Source organism: Streptomyces sp. NBC_01622 (assembly GCF_045209635.1).
GTDB lineage: Bacteria > Actinomycetota > Actinomycetes > Streptomycetales > Streptomycetaceae > Streptomyces.
In genome coordinates this window covers 4,091,909-4,118,474 of record NZ_CP109293.1, presented here as the reverse complement: position 1 = coordinate 4,118,474, position 26,566 = coordinate 4,091,909, and the positions used below count along the sequence as shown (strand labels likewise).

Below are 26,566 nucleotides of genomic sequence, written 5' to 3'. Positions count from 1 at the left end.
GACTGTCAGTGGCCGCCGCTAGCCTCTCCGACATGCCCGCCCGTATCACCGATCCCGATCAGCTCAAGGAGCTCCTCGGCATCCCCTTCACCCCGGAGCAGACGGCCTGCATCATCGCGCCGCCCGCCCCGCAGGTGATCGTGGCCGGAGCCGGGTCGGGCAAGACGACCGTGATGGCGGCCCGCGTGGTGTGGCTGGTCGGCACCGGCCAGGTCGCCCCCGAACAGGTCCTCGGCCTGACCTTCACCAACAAGGCCGCCGGTGAACTCGCCGAGCGCGTCCGCAAGGCGCTGATCAAGGCAGGCGTCACCGACCCCGACGTCATCGACCCGGACAACCCCCCGGGCGAGCCCGTGATCTCGACCTACCACGCCTTCGCGGGCCGCCTCCTGACCGACCACGGCCTGCGCATCGGACTCGAACCGACGTCCCGTCTGCTCGCCGACGCCACCCGCTTCCAGCTCGCCGCGCGCGTACTGCGCGAGGCCCCCGGCCCCTACCCGGCGCTCACCCGCTCCTTCCCGGACCTCGTCAGCGACCTCCTCACCCTCGACGCCGAGCTCGCCGAACACCTCGTACGGCCCGAGAAGCTGCGCGCGTACGACACCGAGCTGCTGCGCGCCCTGGAGAGCGTCAAACTCGGCAACCCCGAACTCCGCAAGGTCCCCGAGGCAGCCGCCGCCCGGCGTGAACTCACGGAACTGGTGAACCGCTACCGGGCCGCCAAGCGTGAGCGCGACCTGCTCGACTTCGGTGACCAGATCGCCCTGTCCGCGACCCTGGCGCGCACCCGCCCCGAGGTCGGCGAGATCCTGCGCGACGAGTTCCGGGTGGTGCTGCTCGACGAGTACCAGGACACCTCGGTCGCCCAACGCATCCTCCTGGCAGGCCTGTTCGGCTCCGGAACGGGCCACCCGGTGACCGCCGTCGGCGACCCCTGCCAGGCGATCTACGGCTGGCGCGGCGCGTCCGTCGCCAACCTCGACGACTTCCCCGAGCACTTCGCGCACGCCGACGGCCGCCTTGCCGCCCGCCAGTCGCTCAGCGAGAACCGCCGCAGCGGTGGCCGACTCCTCGACCTCGCCAACGGCCTCGCGGAACCCCTGCGCGCCATGCACGCGGGCGTGGAGGCCCTTCGCCCGGCCCCCGGCGCCGAGCGCGACGGCATGGTGCGCTGCGCGCTGCTGCCCACCCACGCCGAGGAGATCGACTGGCTCGCCGACTCCATCGCCCACCTCGTAGGGACCGGGAAGGCACCCGGCGAGATCGCCGTCCTGTGCCGCACGGCCACCGACTTCGCCGAGATCCAGGGCGCCCTGGTGACCCGCGACATCCCCGTCGAGGTGGTCGGCCTCTCCGGACTGCTGCACCTGCCCGAGGTCGCCGACCTCGTCGCCGTCTGCGAAGTCCTCCAGGACCCCGGCGCCAATGCCTCCCTGGTCCGGCTGCTGACCGGCCCGCGCTGGCGCATCGGCCCCCGCGACCTCGCCCTCCTGGGGCGGCGCGCCCGGCTCCTGGTGGCCCACGCGCGCGTGGGGGTTGACGACGACCCGGACCGCAGGCTCGCCGAAGCCGTAGAGGGGGTCGACCCCTCCGAGGTGATATCGCTCGCCGACGCCCTCGACACCTTCCTGGAGACACCCCTGTACGGCTCCGACGGCGCCGGGGACGACGACGGACTGCCCTTCTCACCCGACGCGCGCGTACGCTTCGCCCGCCTGGCCACCGAACTGCGCGACCTGCGCCGCTCCCTGTCCGACCCCCTGATGGACGTCCTGCACCGTGTCCTGGCCGTCACCGGCCTGGAGGTCGAACTCGCGGCGTCCCCGCACGCCCTGGCCGCCCGCCGCCGCGAGACCCTGTCGAACTTCCTGGACGTCGCCGCCTCCTTCGCCGTCGGCGACGGCGAGGCGACCCTGCTCGCCTTCCTCGGCTTCCTGCGTACCGCCGCCCAGTACGAGAAGGGCCTCGACAACGCCCTCCCCGGCGGCGAGAACACCGTCAAGGTCCTCACCGCCCACAAGTCAAAGGGCCTGGAGTGGGACGTCGTAGCCGTCCCCGGACTGGTCACCGGGACCTTCCCCAGCAGCCAGGGCCGTGAGAAATGGACCGCCCAGGGCAAGGTCCTCCCGCACGCGCTGCGCGGCGACACCGCCACCCTGCCCGACGTCGTCTCCTGGGACTCCAAAGGCATGAAGGCCTTCCACGAGGCCATGAAGGACCACCAGCGCACCGAGGAACTCCGCCTCGGCTACGTCACCTTCACCCGCCCCCGCTCCCTGCTGCTCGGCTCCGGCCACTGGTGGGGTCCCACCCAGAAGAAACGCCGAGGACCGTCCGACTTCCTCCAGGCCCTCTACGACCACTCCGCGGCCGGGTACGGCGAGATCGAGGCCTGGGCGGACGAACCCGAAGAGGGAGCGGAGAACCCTGCCCTGCAGACGGCCACCGTCGACCAGGCCTGGCCGCTGCCGTTGGACGACAGGGCGATGGCCCACCGTCACAAGGCCGCCAAGATGGTCATGGACCACCTGGAGCGCCTCGCCTCCCACGACGAGAGCCACCCTGCGGCCACCCACGACCCGGACGCGCACGACGACCCGGACTGGCCCCCGCCACCGGAGGACGACGAGCCGCCCTACGACGAGCCCCTCTACGAGGAAACTCCTTTCGATGCCGAAGACGGCCTCCCGGAGGACAACCCCGCCGACTGGGACGCCTGGACCAAGGACCGCCCGACCGTCCCGCACCAGGCGACGGCCCCGCACCCCGCCGAACACCCCGGCGCGCCGGAGGGCGTCCGCCCGCACCCCACGGAACCGCCCGGCACCCGCCTCACCCCCGAGGAAGCCCGAGCCATCGCCTCCTGGGACCGCGACCTCGACGCGCTCGCCGGTGAACTCCTGCGCGCCCGCCGAGGCGTCACCGACGTCCCCCTGCCGACCTCCCTGACCGCCACCCAGCTGCTGCACCTGGCCGCCGACCCGGACGGGCTCGCGCAGGAACTCGCGCGCCCCATGCCACGCCCCCCGCAACCCGCCGCACGTCGAGGCACCCGCTTCCACGCCTGGGTGGAATCACGCTTCGAAGAGCTGACCCTGCCCATGCTGGAGCCGGAGGAACTGCCCGGCAGCGAAGCCGAGATCGCCGACGAACGAGATCTGGAAGCGCTCAAGGACGCCTTCGAACGCACCGAGTACGCCCGGCGCACGCCCTACCGCGTCGAGACCCCCTTCCAGCTCTCGATCGCCGGCCGCGTCGTACGGGGCCGTATCGACGCCGTCTACAAGCAGGGCGACGGCGACGGGGCGACGTACGAGATCCTCGACTGGAAGACCAGTCGTACCCGCACCGCCGACCCGCTCCAGCTCGCGATCTACCGGCTCGCCTGGGCCGAGCTGCAGGGCGTGCCCCTGGAAGCGGTCACGGCCGCGTTCCTGTACGTGCGCGGCGGCGAGGTCGTCCGGCCGGAGGGCCTCCCGGACCGGGCCGCACTGGAGCGGCTGCTGCTGGAGGAGCCGGGCGCGCAGGTGGAATCACCGGGCGCGCAAGGGGAGTAGCCGGCCGTGCAAGCAAACTGTGAGGAACCGCCCACCGAGGATGTCAGTGCGGGCCGATAGGCTCGTGACCATGAGCCACACCGTTGACAGTGCCGTCAGCGCGGTCCGCACGTACATCGAGCAGCACCGCGCAGCCTTCCTCGACGACCTCGCCGAGTGGCTGCGCATCCCGTCCGTGTCGGCGCAGCCCGACCACGCGCCCGACGTCCGGCGCAGCGCGGACTGGCTCGCCGCCACACTCCGGGAGACCGGCTTCCCGACCGCCGAGGTCTGGCCGACCCCGGGCGCACCGGCCGTCTTCGCCGAGTGGCCCTCCGACAACCCCGAAGCACCCACGGTTCTCGTCTACGGGCATCACGACGTACAGCCCGCCGCCCGCGAGGACGGCTGGGACAGCGAGCCCTTCGAGCCCGTCGTCCGCGGAAACCGCCTCTACGCGCGCGGGGCCGCCGACGACAAGGGCCAGGTGTTCTTCCACACACTGGGCGTCCGCGCCCACCTCGCCGCCACCGGCCGCACCGCCCCGGCCGTGCACCTGAAGCTGCTCGTCGAGGGCGAGGAGGAGTCCGGCTCCCCGCACTTCCGGGCACTGGTCGAGGAGCGTGCCGACCGGCTCGCCGCCGACGCCGTGATCGTCTCCGACACCGGCATGTGGTCCGAGGACACCCCCACGGTGTGCACCGGCATGCGCGGCCTCGCCGAGTGCGAGATCCGGCTGCAGGGCCCCGACCAGGACATCCACTCCGGCTCCTTCGGCGGCGCCGTGCCCAACCCGGCGACCGCCGCCGCCCGCCTCGTGGCCGCGCTGCACGACGAGCACGCACGCGTGACGGTCCCCGGCTTCTACGACGGCATCGTCGAACTCACCGAGCAGGAGCGCGAACTCTTCGCCGAGCTGCCCTTCGACGAGCAGGAGTGGCTGCGCGCCGCCAAGTCGTACGCCACCCACGGAGAGGCCGGACACACCACGCTGGAGCGCATCTGGGCCCGCCCCACCGCCGAGGTCAACGGCATCGGCGGCGGCTACCAGGGCCCGGGCAGCAAGACGATCATCCCGTCCTCGGCCACGGTGAAGCTCTCCTTCCGGCTGGTCGCCGGCCAGGACCCCGACCACATCGAGAAGGTCGTCCGCGACTGGGCCACCCGCCAGGTGCCCGAGGGAATCCGGCAGGAGATCACGTTCAGCGCGGCCACGCGCCCGTGCCTGACCCCTCTGGACCACCCGGCCCTGCAATCCGTGGTCCGCGCCATGGCTCGTGCCTTTGAGAAACCGGTCCTCTTCACCCGCGAGGGCGGCTCGGGACCGGCCGCCGACCTCCAGGAAGTCCTCGGGGCACCCGTTCTTTTCCTGGGCATCTCCGTCCCCTCCGACGGCTGGCACGCCCCGAACGAGAAGGTCGAACTCGATCTCCTCCTCAAGGGCGTCGAAACCACCGCCCACCTGTGGGGAGACCTCGCCGACACCTGGCGCCACGCGCCCTGACGAACCCCCGCGATCCGGAACGGCAGCGCGTGCGAGGCACACTGGAAGAACCGCCCCGCACACCGTCCCCGCCGGACCCGGTCGCCTCCTGCCGTACGTCCCGCTGAACCGCCCGCCGAAACAATCCGCATTGCCGGGGGAGTTGGAAGCACCCGTGACCACCTGGACCGACCACACAGCCGACCGACCCATCTCGCTCACCGCCCCGAGCGGCATCGACCGAGCCGCCCACCACCGGCTCGACGAGGCCTGGCTCGCCGCGGCGTGGAGCCACCCCACCACCCGATGCTTCGTGGTCTCCGGCGGCCAGGTCCTCATCGACGAGACGCCCGACGGCAGCACCGAACTCGTCATGACCCCGTCCTTCGAGGCACCCCTCACGGAAGCGCACCGCTACTTCCTGGGCACCGACGAGGACGGCGTCCGCTACTTCGCCCTCCAGAAGGACGCCCTGCCCGGCCGTATCGACCAGTCGGCACGGCCCGCGGGCCTGCGCGAGGCGGGCCTGCTGCTGTCTCCCCGGGACGTGGGCCTGATGGTGCACGCGGTCGCCCTGGAGAACTGGCAGCGCCTGCACCGCTTCTGCTCCCGCTGCGGCGAGCGCACGGTGATCGCCGCGGCCGGCCACATCCGCCGCTGCCCGGCCTGTGGCGCCGAGCACTACCCGCGCACCGACCCCGCCGTGATCATGGCGGTCACCGACGAGGAGGACCGCATCCTGCTCGGCCGCCAGGTCCACTGGCCCGAGGGCCGCTTCTCGACGCTCGCCGGCTTCGTGGAGCCCGGCGAGTCCATCGAACAGTCGGTGCGCCGCGAGGTCTTCGAGGAGGCCGGCATCACCGTCGGCCACGTCGAGTACGTCGCCAGCCAGCCCTGGCCCTTCCCGTCCAGCCTCATGCTGGGCTTCATGGCCCGCGCCACCTCGACCGACATCAACGTCGACGGCGACGAGATCCACGAGGCCCGCTGGTTCTCCCGCGAAGAACTGCGCGCAGCGTTCGAGTCCGAAGAGGTCCTGCCCCCGTACGGCATCTCGATCGCGGCCCGCCTGATCGAACTCTGGTACGGCAAGCCGCTGCCGACGAGAACCTTCGTCTGAGGCCGACACAAGAAGCAGGCAACAAGAAGGCGGCCCCTGACCTATCAGGGGCCGCCTTCCGCGGAGCCGCGTGCGCCGAACGTCGGTCAGGCGCCGACCTTCTGCTTGACCTGGGCCAGTGAAGGGTTCGTGAGCGTCGAACCGTCCGCGAAGAGCAGAGTCGGGACCGTCTGATTCCCGCCATTCGCCTTCTCGACGAACGCCGCGGAATCCGGGTCCAGCTCGATGTTGACCTCGTTGTACGCGATGCCCTCGCGCTCCATCTGGCTCTTCAGCCGACGGCAGTAACCGCACCAGGTGGTGCTGTACATCGTCACGGTGCCCGACATTCTCTCGCGCTCCTCAACAGCTCAGGGAATATGTCCTCGCAGAGGAGGAAACGTACGCGACGCACCCGCCATTCCCGCCGGGGGTATCCCATGGCACGTGACGCCTGCCGCATTAGTACGACTGCGGGTGCCTCCCTGTGGACAACCGGCTCACCCGTCTCCGGCGACCTGGCAGCATGGCCGTGTGACAGCAGCAACGCACTCCCCCCTCTTCCCGCAGGTACCGGACTCGGCCGACGCGGTGCTCGAAGGGCTCGACCCCGAGCAGCGCGAGGTGGCGACCGCCCTGCGCGGTCCGGTGTGCGTGCTGGCGGGCGCCGGCACGGGCAAGACACGGGCGATCACCCACCGCATCGCGTACGGAGTGCGCGCCGGGGTCCTGCAGTCCTCCAGCGTGCTGGCCGTCACCTTCACCAACCGCGCCGCCGGCGAGATGCGCGGTCGGCTGCGCCAACTCGGCGCCACGGGAGTGCAGGCACGTACGTTCCACTCCGCCGCCCTGCGTCAGCTCCAGTACTTCTGGCCGAAAGCGATCGGTGGCAGCATGCCCCGGCTCGTCGACCGCAAGATCCAGCTCGTCGCCGACGCGGCGGCGGCCTGCCGCATCCGACTCGACCGCGGCGAACTGCGGGACGTCACCGCCGAGATCGAGTGGTCCAAGGTCACCCAGACCGTCCCCTCCGACTACGCCGCCGCGGCGGCCAAGGCAGGCCGCGACGTTCCCCGCGCCCCCGCCGAGATCGCCCAGCTCTACGCCACCTACGAGGACGTCAAACGCGACCGCGCGGTCATCGACTTCGAGGACGTCCTGCTGCTGACCGTCGCCGTGCTCCAGGACCGGCACGACATCGCCGAACAGGTCCGCTCGCAGTACCAGCACTTCGTGGTCGACGAGTACCAGGACGTCAGCCCGCTCCAGCAGCGCCTTCTGGAGCTGTGGCTCGGTGACCGCGACAATCTGTGCGTCGTCGGCGACGCCAGCCAGACGATCTACTCGTTCACCGGGGCGACCCCCGACCACCTTCTCGACTTCCGAACCCGCCACCCCGGCGCCACCGTCGTCAAGCTGGTCCGCGACTACCGCTCCACACCCCAGGTCGTCCACCTCGCCAACGGCCTGCTCTCCCAGGCCCGCGGCCGGGCCGCCGACCACCGACTGGAGCTGATCTCCCAGCGCGCCGCGGGTCCCGAGCCCGTCTACGCCGACTACACCGACGAGCCCGCCGAGGCCGAGGGTGCCGCGCGCCGCATCCGTGACCTGATGGCAGCGGGCGTGCCGGCGAGCGAGATCGCGATCCTGTTCCGCACGAACTCCCAGTCCGAGACCTACGAACAGGCCCTCGCCGACGCCGGAGTCCCCTACCAACTGCGCGGGGCCGAGCGGTTCTTCGACCGTCCCGAGGTCCGCAAGGCCGGCGTCGCCCTGCGCGGCGCCGCCCGCTTCGGCGGCAACGACTCCCTCCTCGACGACGTCGTCGACCTGCCCTCCCAGGTCCGTGCCGTCCTCTCCGGCGAGGGCTGGACCACCGAGCCACCGGCCGGCTCCGGAGCCGTCAGAGAGCGCTGGGAGTCCCTGGCGGCCCTGGTCAACCTCGCCCAGGACTTCGCCGCGGCCAGACCCGGCGCCACCCTCGCCGACCTGGTCGCCGAACTCGACGAGCGCGCGAACGCCCAGCACGCCCCCACCGTCCAGGGCGTCACCCTTGCCTCCCTGCACTCGGCCAAGGGCCTGGAGTGGGACGCCGTCTTCCTGGTCGGCGTCGCCGAGGGCATGATGCCCATCAGCTACGCGAAGACCGACGAACAGATCGAGGAGGAGCGCCGCCTCCTGTACGTCGGAGTCACCCGCGCCAGAGAACGGCTCCACGTCTCCTGGGCTCTCGCCCGCGCACCCGGCAGTAGGCCCAACCGCCGCCCCAGCCGCTTCCTGGACGGCCTGCGCCCCGGCTCGACCGGCGCCGCGGGCAGACCCGGCCTGGTCGCCCCCGGCGGCATCGAGCGCGGCTACACGGGCACCGGCCCCCAAGCTGTCCCACGGCGGACACAGCGCACCGTGGCCCGCTGCCGGGTCTGCGGTCGCACGCTCACCGACGCCGGCGAGATGAAACTGATGCGCTGCGAGGACTGTCCCTCCGACATGGACGAGGGCCTCTACGAGCGGTTGCGCGAGTGGCGGGAGGTCCAGGCGCAGCGCAGCGGTCAGCCGGCGTTCTGCGTCTTCACCGACAAGACGCTGATGGCGATCGCCGAGACCGTCCCCGACGACGAGGGCGAACTCGCGCGGATCCCCGGCGTCGGAGTGCGCAAGCTCAACCGCTACGGGGCCGATGTCCTGGCCATCTGCGGCGGTCAGGAGCCTGCGGGGGGTGCTGCGGGGGACTGATGAAAACTCGTCGGAAAAATAGTTTGCGCATGCCCCAGCGATCCCCATAGGTTCTAAGCCACGGGAACAGAAGGCCTTCTCGGAGGCCCTGATTCCGTGATGTACTTGCATATCCGAAGGATCGGGCTCACCCCCGGTCCCCCGAGACGCCGAGAGGAGGCGATTCCAGTGATCAGCATCAACACCAGCTCCGCCAGCACCGTGAAAATGACCGATCCCTCGGTCGTCTCCCTGTGCATGCTCGGCGTTTCGAACCTGGGCACCGGTCTGTCCGGCATTTCTGCCGCCCGTCCGGCGTCCGCCGTGTCTCTCGCGGTTCTTCCCATCCGTGAGCGCAATGAGCGACCGACCAAGGCGCTGGAAGCAGTAGGAGCACAGGCGCAGGCCTATGCCTTTGCGCCCGGTGCCGGAAGCCGGAAGCAGACGACGCAGCACCACCAGATGTGGGCCTTCCGTGGGCCAGAACCCTGGAGTGATCCAGCCTGATTGATCAGGCCGGCGCCTTCAGGGCCGCGGAACCCCATCCGGGATCCGCGGCCCTTCTGTTTGTCCCCGAACGGGGATGACGGAGCGAAGGGGCCTCGGGACAAGAAAAGAACCCGGTACCAAGCCGACACCCGGCCCAACAGGGCCGGACCGACCAGACGAGGAACAACAACCGTGCAACTCGAAGCGCACGCCCCGTCCGTACCGCCTTCCGAAACGATCCCCCCGCCCGGCCTCACGGAGGACTCCACCTTGACTCCGCTCACTGCGCTCACCGCGCTCGACGACGCCATCGAGAACCTCGGCGTGCCCGTCCCCTGCCGTTCCTACGACCCGGAGGTCTTCTTCGCCGAGTCGCCGGCCGATGTCGAGTACGCCAAGTCCCTCTGCCGCACCTGCCCGCTGATCGAGGCCTGCCTCGCCGGCGCCAAGGAGCGGCGTGAGCCCTGGGGCGTCTGGGGTGGCGAGCTCTTCGTCCAGGGTGTCGTCGTGGCCCGCAAGCGGCCGCGTGGCCGTCCGCGCAAGAACCCGGTCACGGCATGAACACCACCCTCGGAACGATCGACCGCCCCCTCACGCACGACCCCAAGAAGCAGGCCCCGATGAAGCCGTCCACTCCCAGCGAGCCCGCGGGCTCCGCGATCCCAGACTTCACCACCCCGGGTGCGACCGAGTCGCGCCAGAACAGGACCCGAGAGATGCAACTCATTCCAGAAGCCCTGGCCCGTGCGCATATGCACGAGCGTCTGCGGGAGGCCGAGCGGGAACGGCAGGTCACGCGCCTGCTGGCCGCGCGCCGGATGCAGCGCAGGGCCGAGCGTGCCTCGATGCGCGCCCGCCGTGCGCTCGCCATGGCCGTCATGCAGTAACCGATCACACCTGAAACGGTGGCCTCCCCAGCCCGGGAGGCGAATGCTCCCCGCGGGGGCCGGTCCGTCCGAACGGACCGGCCCCCGCGGTGCGTTCTGCCGCCGATCCCCGGTCGCGGCGATATCGTCGCCGGGTGACGAGTAGTCCCGGAGGCAGTGACATCAGCGCCTCCACCGCGGAGCCCCAGCCCCTCGTGTGCGCCCGCTGCGGCACCCGGGCCGAAGGCCCGCAATCCACCTGGACCTGCTCCGTGGAGAACGGAACGCGGCACTATTTCTGCGACACCTGCGCCAGGGAGAACCTCAGGGCGATCGAGGGACGGTTGGACTCCGACTGGTGGTAGGCCGCGACCGATTGCGCCCGTCCTCGCGTGGGGCTCAGGCCTCCGCCGCCTGTTCCTCCTCGTCCGGGAACTCCTCGTACTCGTCCGGCTCCTCCGGCACGAAGCCCGGCAGCCACTCCTCCAGCTCCTCGCGCAGCCGCACCGTCGCACCCAGCTGACACAGAACGCCGATTGTGCTCAATGTCACTCGGTGTATCAGGAGGTACGCCGGCGGCAGATTGAGCTGCTTGCCCAACTGGTGGGCGGGGGAACGGGGATCGGCGATACGGGCGGCCTGACTGCGCATCCAGCCGCGGGTGAAGGTGAACTCGTCGACCTGGGCCGGCTCGATGATCGGCACCAGGTAGTCGAGGACGGCGTCCGGGTCCAGCTCTATCGAATCCTTGACGAAGCCCTCCGCGCACAGCAGTTCGTAGACCGCCTCGGCGTCGCCGTCGAGCGTCATGCGCAGGGAATCGCCGATGGGGGTCGGCAGACCGCCGGGCAGCCGGTCGACCGTGCCGAAGTCCAGGACACCCAGGCGCCAGTCGCCCTTGCCGTCCGGGTCGGCGGGCAGCAGACGGAAGTTGCCCGGATGCGGGTCCGCGTGGAGCAGGCCCGTACGGGCCGGTCCGGAGAAGAGGAAGCGGGCCAGGAGCTGACCTGCCCGGTCGCGCTGCTCCTGCGTGCCTTCCGAGATCACCTCCGACAGCGGAATCCCGTCGATCCACTCCGTGACCAGGACCTGGTCGCACTGGTGGACCACTGCGGGCACCATGACATCCGGGTCGCCCTCGAACTCCTCCGCGTGCACCTGCTGGGCCTGCGCCTCCAGGCCGTAGTCCAGTTCCTCGGAGACCCGGTCGCGGAGCTCGGCGATGAGGGGCTTGATGTCCATCCCGGGAATGAGCGGGCCCAACAGGCGGGCGAAACGGCTCAGTTGGGTCAGGTCGGAGAGAAGGGCCTCGCCGGCGCCCGGGTACTGCACCTTGACCGCGACCTCGCGGCCGTCGTGCCACACCGCTCGGTGCACCTGGCCGATGGACGCCGCGGCCGACGGCTTGTCCTCGAACTCCACGAACAACTCGCGCCAGTTCTCGCCGAGCCGCTCCGCCAGCACACCGTGCACGGTGCGCGTCGGCATCGGCGGCGCCGCCTCCTGGAGCTTGGTCAGCGCGGCACGGTAGGGACCGGCGACCTCCTCGGGCAGCGCCGACTCGAAGACGGACAGCGCCTGCCCGAACTTCATCGCCCCGCCCTTGAGCTCGCCGAGCACCTTGAACAGCTGCTCCGCCGTGCGCTGTTGCAGCTCGCGGCCGACGATCTCCGCGGACTCGCCCACGATCCGTTTCCCGAGCCCCCACGTGGCTCTCCCGGCGAAGCCGAGCGGGAGCGCGGCGAGCTTGGCGGTACGGGTGACCGCCTTGCGGGGAAGATCAGACATGCGCCCTCCAAGTCCCAGCCGGCCGGGCCGAGTCTGCCTTACGGCGCACGTCCCTCGACGGCCGGTCCTCTGCCATTGTCGCGTGTCGATCCTCGTCCGTAGAGGTGTGTCCCTCTTTACCTTTCTCCGCCTCCTTTTCCGCGGCTCCGCAGGGGCACGCGGAGTGCGCCCAGACCGGCCGCGCGTGCCAGTGCAGACCGGGAAGCGAGACCTCCCACCGCGCGCCCGCGCTCGATGGCGACTGCCCGTCCAGGAAGGCGAGCGCGTGCGCGGCAGCCAGCCCGGCGACGGTCGTGGCCAGCGCCAGATCGCAGGGCCGCACCCGGGGCTGCTTGCCGGAGCGCCACTGCGCGACCAGCCGCGGCCAGGTCGGGTCCCGGTCGGTGCGCGCGTGGTGCAGACAGCCCGCGCACGCCGATTCGCCGGGCAGCACCAGCGGGCCCACCGTTCCTGTGGCCTCCACGACACCGGCGTACAGATGAGGGGTCCCCGAGGCGATCAGGTCGGCGGCGGCGGACGGGTCCGGCGCGTGCACGGCGACATCGTCGCGCGGGGCGAGGACCACCAGGGAGAAACCGGGTTCGCTCTCCTCCCGCGCGGTCCCCGAGGTTCGGCGCGGCGACCGGTCCGGGGCCGCCCGGCGTACCGCCCGCCGTGCCGACTCGTCCCGGCGCTCGCCGACGGCCTCGGCGGGCAGCCCGCCCGGAGCGACGTCCCAGGGCTCGGTGTCACCGCCGTCGCGCACGTCGATCTCGCCGACCCCCGCACCCGACAACAGTGAGGCCAGCACCGCGCCCACTCGGCCCGCGCCCCTCACCTGCACGCGCAGTCCCCGACGCGCCGCCAGTCGGGCCATCGCCGCGCCCGGCTCGCCGGTGGTCAGGGAGAGCGACGCGAGGTCCGGGCGCAGCCGGTCCAGGACGTCCTTCTTCGCGCGGAGCGCGTCGGCCGCGGGACCGCCGCCTTTCGCGTCGTCGAGCAGGCCCGCGTGCGTGAGCCCCTTCACCAACTGGTCGACATGGCCCTCGGGCAGATCCATCCGGTGGCCCTCCTCGCGCAGGAGCGGCAGTCCGCGCGTGCCGTTGAGCAGCTCCAGGAAACTGCCCGTCGCCGTGTCCATCGGGCCGAGCGTCATCGCGTGCGCCGGTGTCATCCCGAACTGCACGGTGTTGAGATCACGCCAGCCGCGCCGCAGCGCGGGCTTCACCGTCGGATGCATGACAGTCCCCCGTAGCCGTAGGAAGTACGTCCCGTGTTCCGGTGGAACTGGTCGGTGCTCCGCCGGTGGTGCCAGCCTGCCCGGCCCGGCCGCCGGCCGCCGAAAGTTGTCCACAGGCGGTGGGGATTCGTCGTACGAATCAAACGCTTGGTGGGGGATCGACACCGAAACCGTCCCGGAGTCGGGACTTCCCGCGTGTGCAGAGGGTAACGTCATGGCGTGCCCGCCGACCCACTGCACAGCGCCGGAAAACCACAGCGCAGTACGACGAGCCAGCCGCCAAGCGGCTCGGGGGCGAGCGCGATCGAGGTTCGCAGGAGTGCGCGTCGGCGCAGAACGGTCTCCGCGTACCGCGAGGGCGATCGCACCGTCGTGCTGATCCCCGCCCGCATGTCCGAGGCGGAGGAGAAGCGCTGGGTCACCGTCATGCTCGACAAGCTGGCCGCCCAGGAAAGCAAACGCGTGCTCGGTGACACGGAGCTGGCCGAGCGCGCCGAGCGCCTGTCGGCCCAGTACTTCGACGGCCGCGCCCGGCCCAGCTCGGTGCGCTGGGTCACCAACCAGAACACGCGCTGGGGATCCTGCACGCCCTCCGAGGGCAGCATCCGGCTCTCCCACCGGCTGCAGGGCATGCCCGAGTACGTCGTCGACTACGTGCTGCTGCACGAGCTCGCGCATCTCCTGGTGCCCGGGCACGGCCCGCGTTTCTGGCGGCTCCTGGAGGCGTATCCGCGCACCGAGCGGGCCAAGGGGTACCTCGAAGGTGTGGTCGCGGCCGAACGGCTGCCCCATCCGCCGGGCGCCCGCGAGGAGTGACCGTCCCCTGTGGGGGATTGTGTACCGGGTCTGTACCGACTTACTCCGGTGTCGGAGATTGCCGTTAGCCTGACGCGACGCACATCGCATCGGGATGGGGGACGGTCGTTACGCATGGCCAGGGAATTCCAACGCGGCCACAAGGCCAAGATCAGTGACCTCACCGCGGGCACCGATCTGTACGTAGGCGTACAGATCACCGGCCCCGGGCTGACGTTCGACATCAGCTGCTTCGGTCTCGACGCCGAGGAGCGGCTCTCGGACGACCGGTACTTCGTGTTCTTCAACCAGCCGAAGTCCCCCGAGGAGTCCATCCAGCTCCTGGGCGCCCAGGCGGGCGACGCCGAGTCCTTCCGGGTCACGCTCGACAAGATCCCGCCGCAGATCCACAAGCTGGCGTTCACGGCCACGCTCGACGGCGCCGGACAGATGTCCCAGATCGCCCCCGGGTATGTCCGGATCGTCGCGGGTGGCGAGGAAGTGGCCCGCTACTCGTTCAACGGTTCGGAGTTCACCACCGAGCGGGCCGTGATGCTGGGGGACTTCTACCTGAAGGACGTCTGGCGGTTCGCCGCCGTCGGCCAGGGCTTCGACGGCGGCCTCGAAGCGCTGCTGAAGAACTTCGGCGGCGAGGTCATGGAGGAGGAGGCCCCCGCCGCCCCGCAGCCGCAGTCCGGCGCGGCCCCGGGCTTCGCGCCGCCCCCGCAGACCTCCGCGCCGCCCGCGTTCGGCACCCCGTCCGCCCCGGCACCCGCCCCTGTCCCGGCCCCCGCGCAGGGCTTCGCGCCCCCGCCGGGAGCCACGCCGCCCCCGGCCCCGGCACCCGCGCCCTCCGTGCACGCCGCGCCGACGATCATCGCGCCGATGACCCCGCCCGGCCCCGGAACTGTGCCGCCCCCGGGCCCCGTTCCCGCGCCCTACGGCCAGCCGCCGCAGCCGTACGGGCAGCAGGCCCCCGGACAGACCGCGCCGCTGCCTCCCGGGTACGGCCAGCCCCCGGCTCCTCCCGGCTACGGGCAGGCCACCCCGCCTCCGGGCTACGGCCAGCAGCCGCCCGCCCCTCCGGGATACGGGCAGGTTCCGGCCCAGCCGGCCGGCTACGGAGTGCCCTCCGGCGCTCCCCAGGGCGCCGGTGTGTCGGCCGCGCTGCAGAAGTTCAAGGAGACGCCCACCGGGCAGCGCTGGACGCAGCAGAACAAGAAGCTGATCCGCGTCGACCTCGGCATCGGCGGCCAGCCGGTACTGGCCCGCCAGGGCAGCATGGTGCTCTACCAGGGCAAGGTCGACTTCGGCTACAAGGGCGCCGGGTTCGCCGGCCGCCTCGTGGGCAACGCGACGGGCCAGGAGATGCAGCTGATGCGCTGCACCGGCCAGGGGCAGGTGTTCCTCGCCGAGAACTCCACCCACCTGCACCCCGTCGAGCTCCAGGGGGACGCGATCTGCGTTTCCGCGGAGAACGTCCTCGCCTTCGACGAGAGCCTCCAGTACGAGGTCAGACGCATCGAGGGACACGGCATCCCCGGAGGCGCGCTGTTCACGATGCAGTTCCAGGGGACCGGCACCATCGTCGTGAAGACCCACGGCTCGCCCGTCGTCCTGCCGGTCACGCCGACCACGTTCGCCGACTGCAACGCGGTCGTCGCCTGGTCCGCCGCCGCCCAGGTGATCGTCTCCAGCCAGGTCCGGATGCGCCGCAACGCGTACCCCGGAGACACCGGCGAGAGCGTCAACCTGCAGTTCCGGGCCGCCCCCGGCAATTTCGTCGTCGTCCAGCCGTACGAGGTCTGAGGGAGCCCGTCATGAACCAGCCGCTCGCGGGCTACGCCCCCGCACCCGTCACCGCCCGCATGGAGAACCACGGCAACAACATGCTGAAGGTCGCCATGCAGACCGGAAGCGACCTCTTCGCGCGCGTGGGCTCGATGATCGCCTACGAGGGCTTCATCCAGTACGAGCCCAACCCGCCGGCCGTGCGCCAGATCGCGCGCGACTGGATGACCGGCGAGGGCGCGCCCCTGATGAAGTGCTCCGGAGACGGACTCCTCTACCTCGCTGACTACGGCGCGGACGTCGTCGTGATCAACCTCAACGGCGACGGGATCTCCGTCAACGCCACCAATCTGCTCGCCTTCGACACGTCCCTCACCTGGGGTGTCGAGCGCGTCAAGGGGCTCGCCAAGTTCGCCGGGCAGGGCCTGTGGAACACCAAGATCAGCGGCCAGGGCTGGGTCGCGCTGACCTCCCGCGGCAAGCCGATCGTCGTCGACTGCGGTGGCGGCGACGACGAGACCTACGTCGACCCGGACGCCCTCGTCGCCTGGTCCCCGAACCTCAAGGTGAAGGGCAAGCGCAGCTTCAAGGCGCAGTCGCTGATCGGCCGCGGCAGCGGCGAGGCCTATCAGATGGCCTTCTCCGGGCAGGGCATCGTCGTCGTCCAGCCCAGCGAGGACAGCACCGACCGTCTCCGGTTCCGGGGCTGAGGGGGGAACACGACACCATGCAGAGCCCGCTTTTCGCGTTCAACGACTCGCAGTCCCAGGACCGCTACAGCCTCCAGAACAAGCAGATGCTGCGCATCGTCCTGGAGGGCCACGACGACATCCTCGCCCGCAAGGGCACGATGGTCGCCTACCAGGGGCTCGTCGAGTTCGACGCCGAGTACCAGAACACCCAGCAGGCCTACGCGCGTGCGGCCACCGGCGAGGGCCTCAGCCTGATGCGCTGCCACGGGCAGGGCACGGTCTTCCTCGCCAACCTCGCCCAGCACATCCACGTAGTGGATGTGGAGCAGGACGGCCTGACCGTCGACAGCAGCTACGTCCTCGCGATGGACTCCTCGCTGCACCACGAGGTCATCGCCGTGGACAGCCAGTACGGCATCTCCGGCTCCGGGAAGTACCAGCTCAACATCACCGGCCGCGGCAAGGTCGCCCTGATGACCTCGGGTGCGCCGCTGATGATGCAGGTCACGCCCGACAAGTACGTCAACTGCGACGCCGACGCCATCGTCGCCTGGTCCACCGGCCTGCGCGTCCAGATGCAGGCCCAGACGCACTCCTCCGGGGTGTGGCGGCGCCGCGGCAACACCGGCGAGGGCTGGGAGCTGAGCTTCATGGGCAGCGGCTACGCGCTTGTCCAGCCCAGCGAACTCCTGCCGCCGCAGAACGCCGCGATCGGCCAGGGCCTCGCCGCCCAGTACGGCATGGGCCAGCACGGCGCCCACGCGCAGAACCAGGGCAACGTCTGGAGCTGAGCGTCAAGGAGTCGAACGTAAGGGGCACCCGCCAATGCGGGCGCCCCTTACACGTTCAGAGCCCGGCGCGCGTCGCCTCCAGCAGCCGCACGACCGACTCGTCGGCTACGGCCGCCACCTCGTCGTAGGCGAACCAGCGCAGGTCGAGCGACTCGTTGCTGATCGCCTCCACGGCTCCGGCCGGGGCGAGCGCCGCGTACTGGACGTCCAGATGCCAGGCGCACGGTGTCTGATGCCGGTCCAGGCGCACAGGGCCGCCCGGCAGCAGACGCAGCCCCGTGATGCCCGACTCCTCGGTCCCCTCGCGCAGGGCCGCGGCTGCCAGCGTCTCGTCGACCGGCTCGCAGTGGCCGCCCATCTGGAGCCACATCCGCAGCTTCTTGTGGAGCGTGAGCAGCACTCGCCCCTGCTCTGGGTCGATGACCAGGGCACTCGCTGTGATGTGCCCATCCCCGCAGGCCTTCCAGATGCCGTCCGGGTGAGCGGCCAGGTGGTCAAGGTAGGCCTGGCGCAGCTCCGTCTGGCCCTCGTAGCTCTTCAGTACGAGGACCGCGTCGTCGTGCAGGGTCACTCGGAGTCGTCGTCCTTCTTCTTGAGGTCCGGCTTCTCCTCCGTGCCGCTCGCCGCCTCGCCGAGCAGCTTGTCCAACTCGGAGAAGTCCAGCTGCTCGCGGTGCACGAAGCCGTCCGGGTCGTCCAGGTCGGAGGCCGTCGGCAGCATGTCCGGGTGGGCCCACAGACCGTCCCGGCCGTCGACACCGCGCGCGTCCGTGAGCGAGGCCCACAGGCGGGAGGCGTCGCGCAGCCGGCGCGGGCGCAGCTCCAGGCCGATCAGCGTGGCGAACGTCTGCTCGGCGGGACCGCCCGTCGCGCGGCGGCGCCGCAGGGTCTCGCGGAGCGCGTCGGCGGACGTCAGGCGCGGCTTCGCGGCGGCGTGGACCACCGCGTCCACCCAGCCCTCGACGAGCGCCAGAGCCGTCTCCAGACGGGCCAGGGCGGCCTTCTGCTCCGGCGTGTCCTCCGGCTGGAACATGCCCTGCTGAAGGGCGTCCTGCAGCTGCTCCGGATTCTGCGGGTCGAACTGACCGACCACGTCCTCCAGCTTGGCGGTGTCGACCTTGATCCCGCGCGCGTACCCGTCGACCGCGCCGTACAGATGCGAGCGCAGCCACGGCACATGCGCGAACAGGCGCTGGTGGGCGGCCTCGCGCAGGGCGAGGTAGAGCCGCACCTCCTCCTGGGGAATGCCCAGGTCCTTGCCGAAGGCCTCGATGTTCAGCGGCAGCAGCGCGGCCTTGCCGACCGGGCCGAGCGGCAGGCCGATGTCGGTCGAGCCGACGACCTCGCCCGCGAGCACGCCCACGGCCTGCCCGATCTGCGTGCCGAACATGGCGCCGCCCATGGAGCGCATCATGCCGATCAGCGGGCCCGCCATGGCCTGCATCTCCTCCGGCAGGACATCGCCCATGGCCGCGCCGACACGCTCGGCGACCGGGTCCACGAGTTCCTTCCAGGCCGGCAGGGTCGCCTCGACCCACTCCGCGCGGGACCACGCCACGGCGGAGCCGGCACCGGACGGCAGCGAGGTCGCGTCGTCCAGCCACAGGTCGGCGAGGCGGACGGCCTCCTCGACCGCGCTGCGGTCCGCAGGGCCGATGCTCGCGTCCTTGGTGCCGTCCTGAGTGCCCTGGGAGACCGTCTGGCGGGCGATCTGCTTTGCCATCTCCCAGTTCACCGGGCCGCCCTCGTACGAGAGCATCTGGCCCAGCTGCTGGAACGCGGCGCCCAGGTCATTGGGGTTCAGGGAGCCGAACATGGCTGCGAGCGGATTGTCCGCGCCGGGGCCGCCAAAGCCCCCGGCACCGGGCAGCCCGCCAAAACCGAACGGGTTGGCCGGTCCCTGACCACCACCGCTCTCCTGGTCCTTCTTCTTGCCCTCGTCGCCGTCGTCCGGCTCCTCCGGCGGAAGGCCGAATCCGAATGGGGTGTCACTCACGGGATTCCTCGGCTGTTAAGGCCGCCGGTTCTCTCCGACGGCGCGACTGCCCTTCAACACCACCCAGGGTAGACACCGCGGGCCGATCGGGCCTCGGTGCTTCGCCGAGACCTCGCCTGCGGCAGGATGGATGCCACCTGGTCCGGACGCGTCACGCGCGTCCGTACTGAAGACAACCGCTGGAGACGCCCGGTGAGTTCCCCAGATCCGCAGGTTCGCGCAGCGCGAAACCATTCAACCAGTCCTGCCGTGCGCGGGCCCGTCGTCGCGGTCACCGGCGCCGCGTCCGGGATCGGGGCGCTCCTCACCGAGCGGCTCGCCGCGTCCGAGGAGATCAAGCAGGTCATCGCCATCGACGAGCGGCGCGGCGAGTGCGCGGCGGCCCAGTGGCACATCCTCGATGTGCGGGATCCGGCCATCGCGGAGAAACTGCGCGGCGCCGACGTCGTCGTACACCTGGCACTGGACCTCGATCTGGAGACCGACCCGGCCGCCCGTTCGGCGTACAACGTGCGGGGGACGCAGACCGTGCTGACCGCCGCCGCGGCGGCCGGGGTCCACCGGGTCGTGCTCTGCACCTCGGCGATGGTCTACGGAGCGCTGCCCGACAACGAACTGCCGCTCTCGGAGGACGCCGAACTCCGCGCCACCGCGGAGGCCACTGGTGTGGGCGACCTCCTGGAGGTCGAGCGGCTCGCGCGGCGCGCGCCTCGGGCGCATCCCGGGCTCAATGTGACCGTCGTCCGCCCCGGAGTCCTCGTCGGCGGCACCGACACCGCGCTGACCAGGTACTTCGAGTCGCCCCGGCTGCTGGTGGTGGCCGGGTCACGGCCCGCCTGGCAGTTCTGCCATGTCGAGGACCTGTGCAGCGCCCTGGAGTACGCCGTCCTGGAGAAGGTCGACGGGGAACTCGCCGTCGGCTGCGACGGATGGCTGGAGCAGGAGGAGGTCGAGGAGCTCAGCGGCATCCGGCGCATGGAGCTGCCGTCCGCGGTCGCGCTCGGCGCGGCGGCCCGGCTGCACCGCATCGGGCTCACCCCGTCCCCGGCCGGCGACCTGGCGTACACGATGTACCCCTGGGTGGTGAGCGGGAGCCGGCTGCACGACGCGGGCTGGCGGCCCCAGTGGACCAACGAGGAAGTGCTCGCGGAGCTCCTGGAGGAGGTCTCCGGGCGGCACACGGTCGTCGGGCGACGGCTCGGCCGCAAGGACGCCACGGCGGCTGGTGCCGCGGGCGCGACGGTTGCGCTGCTGGGCGCGGCGGCGGTCGTACGGCGGGCGCGGAAGGCCCGGCGCCGGATCTGAGGAGCGGTGCTCCCCGAGGACACTCTGTAGGACGCTCCAAACAGGCACGCGCGCGTGCCTGGCGAAAGTGCTATTCCGCGCTGTCGGCGGGGTGCGGCACGATGGAGGCATGGCACCCACGATCGACCACCCCGGTGAGCAGGCCGCGCAGGATCCCGTCAAGCTGATCGGGATCCGGGAGACGCCGCTCTCCGTGGACGAGGTCTTCCGGGCGGTCGGGGACGACGCGGCCGGTGGGACGGCGCTGTTCGTCGGGACCGTGCGCAATCACGACGGCGGTGCAGACGTCGACCGGCTGGGGTACTCGTGCCACCCCAGTGCCGAGGCCGAGATGCGGCGCGTCGCCGAGAAGGTCGTCGCGGACTACCCGGTGCGGGCGCTGGCCGCCGTCCACCGAGTGGGGGATCTGGAGATCGGGGACCTGGCGGTCGTCGTCGCCGTGTCGTGTCCCCACCGGGGTGAGGCCTTCGAGGCCTGCCGGAAGCTGATCGACGATCTCAAGCACGAGGTGCCGATCTGGAAGCACCAGCAGTTCTCCGACGGCACCGATGAGTGGGTCGGCGCCTGCTGATGCGCACTCACGTACTTCTCACCCGCCCCCCCGGTTGCGTAACCGCCCCCCTGGGATGAGCGTTGTCAGTGGGGCTGGCTGATCTGCTGATCAGTCGGTTGAGGTGACTCTGTAGGGTTGGGAGGTCGGCATGGCAGCACTCGCCTGGTTGTTGATTCCGCTGGTGGCTGCGATAGGTGCCGGCCTGTGGGGCAGTTGGGCCAACAGGACCCGCAAGGTGCGCAGTGACGGTCCGGAATTGGACGGCTATGCCCGCTTCCGCGAGGCGATGGACAAGCCCCACTCGGGCATGTGAAGGGAAGCGTGACCGGAGGGCGGCCCTGACGGTGCGCTGACAGAAGCGTCCCGTACTGTCGTGCCATGCCACGCCGCACCGCGACGATGCTCGCCTCCACGCTGATGCTGATCGCGCTCCTGTGCGCGGGAGTTCTCATCAACGTCCCGTATTCGGAGATGTCACCGGGCCCGACGGTGAACACGCTCGGGGACCACGACGGCGAACCGGTGCTGCAGATCACCGGGCGCAAGACCTACCCGGCGAGCGGCCACCTGAACATGACGACGGTCCGCGTCACCAGCGCCGACTACAACATGAACCTCATCGAGGCCGTGTACGGCTGGCTCGCCCACGACGACAAGGTCGTCCCGCACGACACGCTGTACCCGGACGGCAAGACGGAGCAGCAGTCGACGCAGGAGAACGCCGAGGAGTTCAGCCAGTCCCAGGAGAGCGCCAAGGTCGCCGCCCTGGACCAGCTGGGCATCCCGGTGAAGTCCTGGGTGATCGTCTCGACGGTCCTCAAGAGTTCCCCGGCCGAGGGCAAGCTGCACGCCGGTGATGTGATCAAGGCCGTCGACGGTACGACGGTGAAGCAGCCAGACGACGTCGCGAAGCTGGTCACCAAGCACAAGCCGGGCCAGAAGGTCGTGTTCAGGATCGTGTCGGCCAAGGACCAGGCCGCCGCGGTGAAGGCGAACAAGACGGCGACCGCCACGAAGGACATCACGATCACCACCGCGACCTCCGACGACACCGGTGCCAAGCGCGCCATCGTCGGCATCTCGGCCGGAACCGATCACACGTTCCCGTTCAGCATCGACATCAAGCTGGCCGACGTCGGCGGCCCGAGCGCCGGCCTGATGTTCGCGCTCGGCATCTACGACAAGCTCACCCCGGGCGACCTCACCGGCGGCAAGTTCGTGGCCGGCACCGGCACCATCGACGACAACGGCAAGGTCGGCCCGATCGGCGGCATCTCGATGAAGACCGTCGGCGCGCGCAACAAGGGCGCCCAGTACTTCCTGACGCCCGCCGACAACTGCGCGGAGGCCGCCAAGGACACCCCCAGTGGCCTCAGGCTCGTCAAGGTGAACACCATCAAGGACGCGATCAGCGACCTCAAGCTGATCAACAGCGGCAAGACCGCCGACCTCCCGAAGTGCAGCACCAAGGACTGAACAGGCCTCTTCTTTAAGAAGACCTCGCGTACGACTCCGGGGGCGCCCTCAGGCCGAGGGCGCCCCCGGAGCCGTAGGAGAGGACGTCAGTCCTCGAAGGTCGCCGACAGGGCCTCCGCGAGGCCCGGGACGAGGGCGCCGCCGGTGAGGACCTCCGTGGGGGAGTCCTTCTCGCGCAGCCGCAGGGCCGAGTCGCGGGTGCCGTCGCGCAGGACCGCGACCGTCATGCGGACCTCCTGGCGGTCCGGGTGCTGGGCGACCCACTGGGTGAGCTTCTTCTCGCTCAGCCCGTCCGGGACGGAGGCCTCGGCTGACGGCGGCAGCATCAGCCGCTCGACGGTGAGCGCGCAGCCGGCCACCGCGTCGGGCCAGGCGATCGTGCCGAGGAACTCGTCCAGCGGCTTTCCGGCCGGGATCTCCTCCTGCTCGATCGGGGTGAGACCGGTGGTCTCGGGCTCGTCCCGCAGGCCGAGTTGGGCCGCGAGACCGGGCTCCTGGGCCCGCAGTCGCGCGGTGTCTACGAGGGCGAAGAGGCGAGCGGGCTGGTCCCAGCCGAGGCCGGAGGCGTACTCGTCGATCTCGAGTACGGCCCGGGTGAGGGGGTTCGCTGCCATGGGGGTGTTGGACATGGTCACAATCCTGCCTCGTTCATGGCCGGAATCGGGAACCGAGTAAGCGGTGAGTAAGTTGCATAGGTGTGGGCCCGCGATCACGTGGGGCTACGGACGGTCCGCGAACCCGGGGGCCTGACGCAACGACAGCGACCAACAGCGAACTTCGAGGTGCGCACCTTGGCTTTCCAGATGCCGGACCGCGGCGGAGGCCCGCAAGGGCCGCGGATCAGAGTGGGCCGCCCGTCCCGGCGGGTCCGGACTTTGCTCATGACACTGGGCGTCCTTGCCGTACTCGGCATGGCGTTCACGATGTTCGCGGGCTTCTGGACGGACTGGCTCTGGTACCGGTCGGTGCATTACTCGTCCGTGTTCACCACCACCCTGTCGACCAAGATCGGCCTGTTCTTCGTCTTCGGCCTGCTGATGGCGGCCGCGGTCGGCGTGAACATCTGGCTGGCGCACCGTCTGCGCCCGCCGCTCAGCGCCATGTCGATGGAGCAGCAGAGCCTCGACCGCTACCGCATGGGCATCGCGCCGTACAAGAAGTGGCTGCTTCTTGCGATCACCTCCCTCGTCGGGCTGATCGCGGGCGCCTCGGCGTCCAGCCAGTGGCGGGTCTGGCTGATGTGGGTCAACGGCGTGCCCTTCCACCAGAAGGACCCGCAGTTCCATCTCGACGTCTCCTTCTACGCCTTCGACCTGCCCTGGTACCGCTTCCTGCTCGGCTTCGGCTTCGCCGCCGCGATCCTCTCGCTGCTCGCCGCCGCGCTGACGCACTACCTGTACGGCGGCCTGCGCATCACCAGCCCGGGCGCGCGCGCCACGGCCGCCGCCACCGGGCATCTGTCGGTGCTGCTCGGCATCTTCGTCGCCCTCAAGGCGGTCGCCTACTGGCTCGACCGCTACGGACTCGCGGTCAAATCAAGCGACTTCAAGGCGACGGGTGACTGGACCGGCCTCAGATACGTCGACGCGAACGCGTATCTGCCGGCCAAGACGATCCTGTTCTGCATCGCCGTCATCTGCGCGCTGCTGTTCTTCGCCACCCTGTGGCGGCGCACCTGGCAGCTGCCCGTCATCGGCTTCGGCCTGATGGTGCTCTCCGCGATCCTCATCGGCGGCCTGTACCCGGCGATCGTCCAGAAGTTCACGGTCCAGCCCAACGAGCAGGCCAAGGAGGCCCCGTACGTCCAGAAGAACCTCAAGGCGACGCGCGAGGCCTACGGCATCGACGACACCAAGGTCACGGAGTACTCGGGGACGAGCACCACCAAGGACAAGACCAAGCTCCGCGCGGACGTCGATTCCACGGCGAGCATCCGGATCGTGGACCCGAACGTCGTGTCGCCCACGTTCCAGCAACTCCAGCAGATCAGGAACTACTACGCGTTCCCGACCAACCTGGATGTCGACCGCTACACCGAGGACGGCAAGGACCAGGACACGGTCATCGGGCTGCGCGAGCTGAACCTCAACGGCATCCCGAAGAACAACTGGATCAACGACCACTTCCGCTACACGCACGGCTACGGAGTGGTCGCCGCCAAGGGCACCGAGGTCGACTCCGAGGGCCGCCCGGTCTTCACCGAGTCCGATCTGCCGTCTTCGGGTGACCTCGGCAAGTACGAGCAGCAGATCTACTACGGCGAGAAGACCACCACGTACTCGATCGTCGGCGGTCCCCAGAAGGAGATCGACTACTCCGACGACAGCGGTGAGAAGACCACCAGCTACAAGGGCAAGAGCGGGGTCAACCTCTCCAACCCGCTCAACCGGGCCGCGTACGCGGTGGCGTTCAACGAGCCGCAGATCCTCTACTCCGGTGCGATCGGCGAGGGTTCGCGGATCCTGTACAACCGCACGCCCAAGGAGCGCGTCGAGGCGGTGGCGCCCTGGCTGACCATCGACGGTGACGCCTACCCGGCGGTCGTGGACGGCCACATCCAGTGGATCGTCGACGCGTACACCACCAGCAACGGATACCCGTACGCCTCCCGGACGACCCTCGGGGACACCACGGCCGACTCGCTCACCGCGACCAACAACAACCGCGCGGTGGTGGCCCAGCAGAACCAGGTCAACTACATCCGCAACTCGGTGAAGGCGACCGTCGACGCGTACACCGGTCAGGTCAAGCTCTACCAGTGGGACACCCAGGACCCGGTCCTGAAGACCTGGATGAAGGCGTTCCCCGGCACGGTCGAGCCCAGGTCGGACATCTCGGCCTCGCTGATGGCCCATCTCCGGTACCCGCAGGACCTGTTCAAGGTCCAGCGCGAACTGCTCACCCGCTACCACGTGACGGACGCGCAGACGTTCCTCAGCGGCAGCGAGGTGTGGCAGGTGCCGGACGACCCGACCAACAAGTCGGGCAGCGCGGTACCGCCGTACTACCTGAGCATGAAGATGCCGGACCAGTCCGCGCAGGCGTTCTCCCTGACGACGACGTTCACACCGAACGGGAGAGACAACCTCAGCGCCTTCATGGCGGTCGACTCCGAGGCGGGCAGCCCCGACTACGGCAAGATCAGAATCCTGAAGCTGCCGACCAGTACGACCGTCGGCGGCCCTAAACAGGTGCAGAGCGCCTTCAACTCCCAACAGGACATCGCCGAATCCATCAAGCTGCTCAAGGGCGGCGACTCCGACATCGAGTACGGCAACCTGCTGACGGTGCCGCTCGACGGAGGACTGCTGTACGTGGAGCCCGTCTACGTACGCGGTGGTGGACTCAAGTACCCGCTCCTGCGCAAGGTGTTGGTGGCCTACGGGAACAAGACCGCCTTCGAGGACACGCTGGACGAGGGGCTCAACAAGGTCTTCGGGGCGGAGACCGCCACCACGCCACCGGATACGGGCACCACGAGTCCACCGACATCCAGCAACCCAACGGTCCAACAGGCCCTGACCGACGCCCAGAAGGCCTTCGACGCGGGCCAACAGGCCCTGAAGAAGGGCGACTGGGAGGCGTACGGACAGGCGCAGAAGGATCTGCAGGCCGCGCTGAAGCGGGCCGAGGACGCGCAGGCCGCTGCTGAGAAGAGCAGCGGCAGCGACAAGAGCAGTCCGAGTCCCAGCACTAGTCCGAGTGCCAGCAGCAGTCCGAGCAGTGCGAGTGGTTAGCGCAGCTCAGGCGGCAGTTGATCACTAGGTCAGAGGCCCACCCCGCACCGTGGTACGGTTGCAACACAACGGCGCGGGGTGGAGCAGCTCGGTAGCTCGCTGGGCTCATAACCCAGAGGTCGCAGGTTCAAATCCTGTCCCCGCTACTGATCGCGAAGGCCCGGATCCTTTCAAGGATCCGGGCCTTCGCGCTGTGCGAACGCATGTGCCGACGAGGGTGACGGCCGTGCCGCCCG

Annotated in this window: 23 protein-coding genes and 1 tRNA gene; 18 read left to right on the top strand and 6 right to left on the bottom strand. The window is 70.2% G+C overall.

Features of this window, described 5'->3' with window-relative positions:
- Window positions 1-32: 32 nt before the first annotated feature.
- The 3 genes from OH768_RS18410 (at window position 33) to nudC (ending at window position 6,142) form a co-directional block, all read left to right on the top strand.
- Window positions 33-3,560 carry a UvrD-helicase domain-containing protein gene (locus OH768_RS18410; RefSeq protein ID WP_406454944.1) on the top strand — a complete coding sequence of 1,176 codons (3,528 nt, stop codon included), beginning with the start codon at window positions 33-35 and terminating at the stop codon, window positions 3,558-3,560.
- A gap of 70 nt (window positions 3,561-3,630) precedes the next feature.
- Window positions 3,631-5,043 carry a dipeptidase gene (locus OH768_RS18405; RefSeq protein ID WP_406454942.1) on the top strand — a complete coding sequence of 471 codons (1,413 nt, stop codon included), beginning with the start codon at window positions 3,631-3,633 and terminating at the stop codon, window positions 5,041-5,043.
- Between the two features lie 154 nt (window positions 5,044-5,197).
- Window positions 5,198-6,142, top strand: a complete 945-nt coding sequence (gene nudC / locus OH768_RS18400) for an NAD(+) diphosphatase (protein WP_406454940.1) — start codon at window positions 5,198-5,200, stop codon at window positions 6,140-6,142.
- An 86-nt stretch (window positions 6,143-6,228) separates the two neighbouring features.
- Here the strand turns inward: nudC and OH768_RS18395 are convergent, their stop codons facing one another.
- A complete protein-coding gene (locus tag OH768_RS18395; protein ID WP_406454938.1) occupies window positions 6,229-6,471 on the bottom strand; it encodes a mycoredoxin in 243 nt (80 codons plus the stop codon).
- A gap of 184 nt (window positions 6,472-6,655) precedes the next feature.
- Between OH768_RS18395 and OH768_RS18390 the strand changes: the two genes are divergently transcribed.
- The 5 genes from OH768_RS18390 to OH768_RS18370 all read left to right on the top strand — a co-directional run bounded on the left by OH768_RS18390 (window position 6,656) and on the right by OH768_RS18370 (window position 10,553).
- Window positions 6,656-8,854: an ATP-dependent DNA helicase UvrD2 gene (locus tag OH768_RS18390; protein ID WP_406454936.1), complete on the top strand. Its 2,199-nt coding sequence runs from the start codon at window positions 6,656-6,658 to the stop codon at window positions 8,852-8,854.
- 168 nt (window positions 8,855-9,022) lie between these two features.
- On the top strand, window positions 9,023-9,340 hold the full coding sequence (locus OH768_RS18385) for a hypothetical protein (protein WP_262055790.1): 318 nt from the start codon (window positions 9,023-9,025) through the stop codon (window positions 9,338-9,340).
- Window positions 9,341-9,514: 174 nt separating this feature from the next.
- On the top strand, window positions 9,515-9,883 hold the full coding sequence (locus OH768_RS18380; RefSeq protein WP_019072119.1) for a WhiB family transcriptional regulator: 369 nt from the start codon (window positions 9,515-9,517) through the stop codon (window positions 9,881-9,883).
- Window positions 9,880-10,209: a hypothetical protein gene (locus OH768_RS18375; RefSeq protein ID WP_406454933.1), complete on the top strand. Its 330-nt coding sequence runs from the start codon at window positions 9,880-9,882 to the stop codon at window positions 10,207-10,209. The genes OH768_RS18380 and OH768_RS18375 overlap by 4 nt, the downstream gene beginning before the upstream one ends.
- A gap of 134 nt (window positions 10,210-10,343) precedes the next feature.
- Complete coding sequence (locus tag OH768_RS18370; RefSeq protein ID WP_406454931.1) at window positions 10,344-10,553, top strand: hypothetical protein; 210 nt, start codon at window positions 10,344-10,346, stop codon at window positions 10,551-10,553.
- A 34-nt stretch (window positions 10,554-10,587) separates the two neighbouring features.
- On the opposite strand, the gene OH768_RS18365 is transcribed toward OH768_RS18370, so the two are convergent.
- Entirely contained in the window at window positions 10,588-11,976 is a 1,389-nt protein-coding gene (locus OH768_RS18365; RefSeq protein WP_406454929.1) for an ABC1 kinase family protein, read from the bottom strand.
- On the bottom strand, window positions 11,969-13,195 hold the full coding sequence (locus OH768_RS18360; RefSeq protein ID WP_406454927.1) for a ThiF family adenylyltransferase: 1,227 nt from the start codon (window positions 13,193-13,195) through the stop codon (window positions 11,969-11,971). Before OH768_RS18360 ends, OH768_RS18365 begins: the two co-directional genes overlap by 8 nt.
- Before the next feature lie 219 nt (window positions 13,196-13,414).
- Between OH768_RS18360 and OH768_RS18355 the strand changes: the two genes are divergently transcribed.
- The 4 genes from OH768_RS18355 to OH768_RS18340 all read left to right on the top strand — a co-directional run bounded on the left by OH768_RS18355 (window position 13,415) and on the right by OH768_RS18340 (window position 17,264).
- On the top strand, window positions 13,415-14,011 hold the full coding sequence (locus tag OH768_RS18355; RefSeq protein WP_406454925.1) for a M48 family metallopeptidase: 597 nt from the start codon (window positions 13,415-13,417) through the stop codon (window positions 14,009-14,011).
- Window positions 14,012-14,125: 114 nt separating this feature from the next.
- Window positions 14,126-15,799 carry a TerD family protein gene (locus tag OH768_RS18350; protein WP_406454923.1) on the top strand — a complete coding sequence of 558 codons (1,674 nt, stop codon included), beginning with the start codon at window positions 14,126-14,128 and terminating at the stop codon, window positions 15,797-15,799.
- A gap of 11 nt (window positions 15,800-15,810) precedes the next feature.
- Window positions 15,811-16,491: an AIM24 family protein gene (locus tag OH768_RS18345; RefSeq protein ID WP_093629034.1), complete on the top strand. Its 681-nt coding sequence runs from the start codon at window positions 15,811-15,813 to the stop codon at window positions 16,489-16,491.
- A 17-nt stretch (window positions 16,492-16,508) separates the two neighbouring features.
- Entirely contained in the window at window positions 16,509-17,264 is a 756-nt protein-coding gene (locus OH768_RS18340) for an AIM24 family protein (RefSeq protein WP_406454921.1), read from the top strand.
- Between the two features lie 55 nt (window positions 17,265-17,319).
- Here the strand turns inward: OH768_RS18340 and OH768_RS18335 are convergent, their stop codons facing one another.
- The gene (locus tag OH768_RS18335; RefSeq protein ID WP_406454919.1) at window positions 17,320-17,835 is read right to left on the bottom strand and encodes an NUDIX hydrolase; all 516 of its coding nucleotides are present in this window, start codon (window positions 17,833-17,835) and stop codon (window positions 17,320-17,322) included.
- On the bottom strand, window positions 17,832-19,259 hold the full coding sequence (locus OH768_RS18330; RefSeq protein ID WP_406454917.1) for a zinc-dependent metalloprotease: 1,428 nt from the start codon (window positions 19,257-19,259) through the stop codon (window positions 17,832-17,834). The genes OH768_RS18335 and OH768_RS18330 overlap by 4 nt, the downstream gene beginning before the upstream one ends.
- A 192-nt stretch (window positions 19,260-19,451) precedes the next feature.
- Between OH768_RS18330 and OH768_RS18325 the strand changes: the two genes are divergently transcribed.
- The 4 genes from OH768_RS18325 (at window position 19,452) to OH768_RS18310 (ending at window position 22,593) form a co-directional block, all read left to right on the top strand.
- Window positions 19,452-20,564: an SDR family oxidoreductase gene (locus OH768_RS18325; protein WP_355917631.1), complete on the top strand. Its 1,113-nt coding sequence runs from the start codon at window positions 19,452-19,454 to the stop codon at window positions 20,562-20,564.
- A 109-nt stretch (window positions 20,565-20,673) separates the two neighbouring features.
- Complete coding sequence (locus OH768_RS18320; protein ID WP_406454915.1) at window positions 20,674-21,135, top strand: molybdenum cofactor biosynthesis protein MoaE; 462 nt, start codon at window positions 20,674-20,676, stop codon at window positions 21,133-21,135.
- Window positions 21,136-21,265: 130 nt separating this feature from the next.
- Window positions 21,266-21,430, top strand: coding sequence for a hypothetical protein (locus OH768_RS18315; RefSeq protein WP_406454913.1), 165 nt, complete (start codon window positions 21,266-21,268; stop codon window positions 21,428-21,430).
- 65 nt (window positions 21,431-21,495) lie between these two features.
- Window positions 21,496-22,593, top strand: a complete 1,098-nt coding sequence (locus tag OH768_RS18310) for a PDZ domain-containing protein (protein ID WP_406454911.1) — start codon at window positions 21,496-21,498, stop codon at window positions 22,591-22,593.
- A gap of 86 nt (window positions 22,594-22,679) precedes the next feature.
- Here the strand turns inward: OH768_RS18310 and OH768_RS18305 are convergent, their stop codons facing one another.
- Window positions 22,680-23,222, bottom strand: coding sequence for a PPA1309 family protein (locus OH768_RS18305; RefSeq protein WP_043674543.1), 543 nt, complete (start codon window positions 23,220-23,222; stop codon window positions 22,680-22,682).
- A 174-nt stretch (window positions 23,223-23,396) separates the two neighbouring features.
- Here OH768_RS18305 and OH768_RS18300 point away from each other — a divergent pair, with 174 nt between their 5' ends.
- Both OH768_RS18300 and OH768_RS18295 read left to right on the top strand, forming a co-directional pair.
- Window positions 23,397-26,330: a UPF0182 family protein gene (locus OH768_RS18300; protein ID WP_406465325.1), complete on the top strand. Its 2,934-nt coding sequence runs from the start codon at window positions 23,397-23,399 to the stop codon at window positions 26,328-26,330.
- A 72-nt stretch (window positions 26,331-26,402) separates the two neighbouring features.
- Window positions 26,403-26,476: transfer RNA gene (locus OH768_RS18295), tRNA-Met, on the top strand.
- The last annotated feature ends 90 nt before the right edge of the window (window positions 26,477-26,566 follow it).